The sequence below is a fragment of the Streptomyces sp. NRRL B-24085 genome, from assembly GCF_001282115.1.
Classification (GTDB): Bacteria; Actinomycetota; Actinomycetes; order Streptomycetales; family Streptomycetaceae; genus Streptomyces.
The window spans coordinates 1-4,467 of sequence record NZ_LJBR01000534.1 but is presented as its reverse complement, the minus strand read 5'-3'; the positions used below and the strand labels follow the sequence as shown (position 1 = coordinate 4,467).

The 4,467-nt window shown below is 70.8% G+C and carries 5 protein-coding genes and 1 pseudogene; 2 read left to right on the top strand and 4 right to left on the bottom strand.

The features are described 5' to 3' along the window. A pseudogene (locus tag AOJ26_RS44755) lies at nt 1–180 on the bottom strand (sugar kinase); the annotation flags it as partial. Further along, nucleotides 177–1,085, bottom strand: coding sequence for a pseudouridine-5'-phosphate glycosidase (locus tag AOJ26_RS38795; RefSeq protein ID WP_053853040.1), 909 nt, complete (start codon nt 1,083–1,085; stop codon nt 177–179). The pseudogene AOJ26_RS44755 and the gene AOJ26_RS38795, both read right to left, overlap by 4 nt. Nucleotides 1,086–1,184: 99 nt before the next feature. Here AOJ26_RS38795 and AOJ26_RS38790 point away from each other — a divergent pair, with 99 nt between their 5' ends. Continuing rightward, nucleotides 1,185–1,613 carry a VOC family protein gene (locus AOJ26_RS38790; RefSeq protein WP_053853039.1) on the top strand — a complete coding sequence of 143 codons (429 nt, stop codon included), beginning with the start codon at nt 1,185–1,187 and terminating at the stop codon, nt 1,611–1,613. A 226-nt stretch (nt 1,614–1,839) separates the two neighbouring features. Here the strand turns inward: AOJ26_RS38790 and AOJ26_RS38785 are convergent, their stop codons facing one another. Both AOJ26_RS38785 and AOJ26_RS38780 read right to left on the bottom strand, forming a co-directional pair. Further along, nucleotides 1,840–2,394: a methylated-DNA--[protein]-cysteine S-methyltransferase gene (locus tag AOJ26_RS38785; protein ID WP_053853038.1), complete on the bottom strand. Its 555-nt coding sequence runs from the start codon at nt 2,392–2,394 to the stop codon at nt 1,840–1,842. Nucleotides 2,395–2,450: 56 nt separating this feature from the next. Continuing rightward, nucleotides 2,451–3,320, bottom strand: coding sequence for a glycerophosphodiester phosphodiesterase (locus AOJ26_RS38780; RefSeq protein ID WP_053853037.1), 870 nt, complete (start codon nt 3,318–3,320; stop codon nt 2,451–2,453). Between the two features lie 280 nt (nt 3,321–3,600). Here AOJ26_RS38780 and AOJ26_RS38775 point away from each other — a divergent pair. Further along, a partial coding sequence (locus AOJ26_RS38775; RefSeq protein ID WP_053853041.1) for an MHYT domain-containing protein occupies nt 3,601–4,467 on the top strand: 867 nt, incomplete at its 3' end.

Sequence of the window (4,467 nt, the reverse complement as noted above, 5' to 3'; positions counted from 1 at the left end):
CGCCCAACAGGCCACATTGGCCCCCGCCCCGCCCGGCACCGTACGGATCGCGGCGGCGGTGTCCGTGCCGGTGGCGAGCGGCCCCCGATGCCTGGCGACGACGTCCGTGATGACGTCCCCGACGACCAGGAGGCCGCCACCCCGGGCGGCCGCGGCCTGACCGAGCCCGTCCGTCGTCACGCCCCGGCCCGGGCGGCCGCGATGCGTGCCGCCAGCCGCACATTGCCCCGCACCGCCGCCAGGTTGGCGCTCAGGGAGGCGCCGTCGGTGTGCCGCACCAGGTGGTCCAGCAGGAACGGCGTGACCCCTTGACCGGTGACTCCCGCCTCCTCGCAGGCCTGGAGCGCGTCCGCGAGCACGCGCGCGTGCAGCTCGGGATCCAGCTGCTCCTCCTCGGGCACCGGGTTGGCGACGATCAGTGCCGAGCCGGGCGCGCCGAGCGCCTCACGCGCGCGCATGACCTGCGCCACCTGCTCGGGGGTGTCCAGCCGCCACTCCACCGGGAAGCCGGAGTCGGACAGGTAGAACCCGGGGAAGCGGTCCGTGCCGTAACCGGCGACCGCGACCCCCAGCGTCTCCAGCCGCTGGAGCGTCGCGGGCACGTCCAGGATGGACTTCACGCCCGCGCACACCACCGTGATCGCCGTGCGGGCCAGCAGGCCGAGGTCGGCCGACTCGTCCTGGATCGTCGTCCACTCCCGGTGCACCCCGCCGAGCCCGCCCGTGGCGAACACCTCCACCCCGGCCAGCGCCGCGAGCTGCGCCGTGGCCGACACCGTGGTCGCCCCGCTGACCCCGGCGGCCACCGCGAGCGGCAGGTCCCGGTGCCCCAGCTTGCGGATCCCGTCCTCGTTCGCGACCCGCTCCAACTGCTGCTTGTCCAGGCCGACATGGGGCCGCCCGTCCAGTACGGCGATCGTCGCCGGCACGGCCCCCTCCTGCCGTACGACGTCCTCCAGCTCCAGCGCCACCTGCAGATTGCGGGGACGCGGCAGACCGTGCGCGATGATCGTGGACTCCAGGGCCACCACGGGTCGACGCGCGTCGATCGCCTCGCGCACCTCTTCGGACACCACCAGCACCACGGGCCTGCCTCCTGTCGATCGGTTCTCCCTCATCTCTGGCGGGCGGCGGGGCAGGCCAAACCCTTGCGAGCCGTGGCGGAGGACACCAGCCTTGGGTGCATGACGGACAACTCGATACGTCTCGACCATGTCGTCCTCTGGGTGCGCGACCCGGTGGCATCGGCCGACTTCTACGAGAAGACCCTGGGCACGGAACCCGTGCGGCTCACCGACTTCGCCGCGGGAGCGGTGTCCTTCCCCTCCGTACGGCTCAACGACGAGACCATCCTCGACCTCATGCCGCTCACCCTGGCGGCCGGCATGAAAATGGTCCCCGGCGCTGCCGAGAGCGCGGGACACCCCGTCAACCACGTCTGCCTTGCCATGCCGGCCGCCGAGTTCGAGACACTCCGTGCCCGCCTGGAGGAACGCTCCGTGCCCGTCTCGGACTTCTCCCACGACTCCTTCGGCGCCCGCGGAATGGCCCGGCGCAGCTTCTACTTCCGCGACCCGGACGGCAACGTCTTCGAGGCGCGCCACTACGACTGACCGCTCCAGGGGCCACGCCGACGCGTGTCGCGTGGTCCCTCGCCCACGGCGTCAGACCAGCCGAACGTCTTTCAACTGCCGCAGGTCGTTCAGTGGCCGTACGCGCTCAGCGCCCCGTGCCGGTCGAGCAACGTGCTTGCAGCTCGCGCCCCGGTCGATCACCGTCGCTTCGGATCGCCTAGGGGGCGCCGGACGGGACCGCCTCAGAAACGCGGACGGGACTGCCTCAGAACAGCGGCTCGGGCAGCACGCCCTCCAGCGCGAGCAGTTGCCGCTTGGTCTCCAGACCGCCGCCGAAGCCACCGATGCCGCCGTCGCTCTCGACGACCCGGTGGCAGGGCACGACGACCGGCAGCGGGTTGGAGCCCATGGCCACCCCGACGGCCTGTGCGGCACCCGGCTGGCCGACCCGCCCGGCCAGCTCGCCGTAACCGACGACCTGGCCGAACCGCACGCCGGACGCCAGCTCGCGCAGCACCTGCCGGTTGAAGCCGGAGATCAGCGACCAGTCCAGGGGCAGCTCGAAATCGTGCCGTTCGCCCGCGAAATAGGCCTCGACCTGGCGTATCGCCTCGGCCAGGAGCGGAGAGCCGGGCGCCTCGACGGGCTCGGTGCCCAGCCGGGACGCGAGCCGCTCCAGTGCCTTGTCGCGGACCGGGTCGGTGGCGTGGAAGACCACGTTGACCAGACCCTCGTCGGTCGCGGCCAGCAGCAGCGGGCCGATGTCCGTGCCGACGACGGCCCACACGATCCGCTGCTCGTCCTGCCCATGGCTGTTCATGCCACCACCGTACGATCCGGCACTGACAACACCCGCCGAGCTCTGCGAACGGCCCGCTAGCCGGACAGCGCGTCCCGCACCACGTCCGGCTTGTTGGTGATGATGCCGTCGACGCCGTACCCGGCGACCCTGCGCGCGGCCTCCGCGGTGTCGACGGTCCAGGCGGAGACCTCCAGCGGCTTGTCGTGCGGACCGGTGAAGGCGTGGACGGCGGAGACGTAGGCCGTGGAGACGGTGGTGTACGACGGGTTGATCTGGTCCGCGAAGGACGCGTACGCGTGCAGGTCCGCCACGGACGGCGTCCCGAGGAAACCGGTCCTCACCGCGGGCTCGAGGTCATGGACGGTCCGCAGACTGGCCGCGCTGAAGCTCTGCACGACCAGCCGGCCCCGGTGCTTCCTGTCGAGCCACCCCTCGTTGGCGAGAAGCTTGAGGGTCTCCCGCTCGATGCCCGGGTACAGCTCCGGGTTCTTGAGTTCGAGGAGCAGTTTCTGATGGTGGAGATCGACGCGGTGCACGTACTGCTCCAGCGTCGGCACGCGCGCGCCCGCGTAGGCGGCACCGAACCAGCCGCCCGCGTCCAGCCGGGCGATCTCGGCGGCCGTGAAGTCCCTCACCTTCCAGGGTGCCCGCCCGGGGAAGACCTGCTCCACGTCGGTGGTGCGCTGGAGGCTGTCGTCGTGGAGGACGACGAGTTCGCCGTCCTTGGTGCGCTGGACGTCGTTCTCGACCCAGACGGCGCCGAGCCGGGCGGCCTTGTCGACGGCGGCCAGGGTGTTCTCGGGGGCGTAGGCGGAACCGCCCCGGTGGGCGATGACCGTGGGGGGCGTGCCGTCCTCGACGGCCCGGACGTCGGTGGCGGGAAGCAGGAGGGCGGCGGTCCCCAGGAGCGCGGTGGTCAGGGCGGCCGCGGCGCGCGCGTGCATACGTACTCCTCGCGTCGGGCGATCACGTACAGCACAACTGTGACAGCACCGGGTCAACGGCAGCGGGGTACAGAATGGACACATCCTGAACGAGCGTGTCCCGAGACCGCTCACTGGTGCCGCACAACTGGGGCAAGGGCGTGTTTCTTTGCCGGAAAATCGTTCGACCATTCCGGTGGCAGTCATACTCTCTGCCTCGGCCCTGACCGTTCGGTCAGTGCTGGGAAGGGGCACTTTTCAGGGAATTCCAGGATGTAAGAGGGCGGAAGGGCAGCCGCGCATGCAAGGCACGGTCGACGGATTCAGCTACGGACTCGTCACACCGCTGGTGGCCTACCTCATGGCCTGCCTCGGCGGTGCCCTCGGCCTGCGTTGCACCACCAGATCCATGCTGGTCAGCAGATCCTGGCGACCCGGCTGGCTGGCTCTCGGCTCGGCCGCGATCGGCTCCGGCATCTGGACCATGCACTTCGTCGCCATGATGGGGTTCAAGGTCGAGCAGGCGCCGATCCACTACGACAGGTCCATCACCTTCGCGAGCCTCGCCGTGGCCATCGTCATGGTGGGCATCGGGGTCTTCATCGTCGGATACCGGGGCACGACCGGCACCCCCCTGATGACCGGCGGCGCCGTCACCGGGCTCGGCATCGCCTCGATGCACTACCTGGGCATGGCCGGCATGCGCCTGAACGGGCAACTGGAGTACAACACGGTCACCGTCGCCATCTCCGTGGTCATAGCCGTCGTCGCCGCCACCGCAGCCCTGTGGGCCGCCGGGCAGGTCAGGGGATTCCTGTGGAGCGTGGGCGCGAGCCTCATCATGGGTCTCGCCGTCACGGGCATGCACTACACCGGCATGGCCGCCCTCAGCGTCCATCTGCACAACACGTCCGCGCCGGTCTCCGGTGACTCGCCCGCGTCCCTGCTCGCGCCGATGATGATCGGTCCGCTGGCCTTCCTGCTGCTCGCGGGTGTCGTCGTGATGTTCGACCCGCTGATGGTCATGGGCAAGCCCGTGTGGTCCCCCGCCGAGAACAAGCCCGGCGTCCCCGCCCGCGAGGTGGTCCACCACTCCCCGGCCCGATCATCATCGGCGCGAGCAGGGACGCGGGCAACAGCCACCACCACGACTCCCGCACCCCCCAGA

Coding starts and splice junctions, on each gene's coding strand:
- AOJ26_RS38785 (WP_053853038.1), bottom strand. CDS start 2,394: ATGAACAGCCATGGGCAGGACGAGCAGCGGATCGTGTGGGCCGTCGTC.
- AOJ26_RS38780 (WP_053853037.1), bottom strand. CDS start 3,320: ATGCACGCGCGCGCCGCGGCCGCCCTGACCACCGCGCTCCTGGGGACC.
- AOJ26_RS38790 (WP_053853039.1), top strand. CDS start 1,185: ATGACGGACAACTCGATACGTCTCGACCATGTCGTCCTCTGGGTGCGC.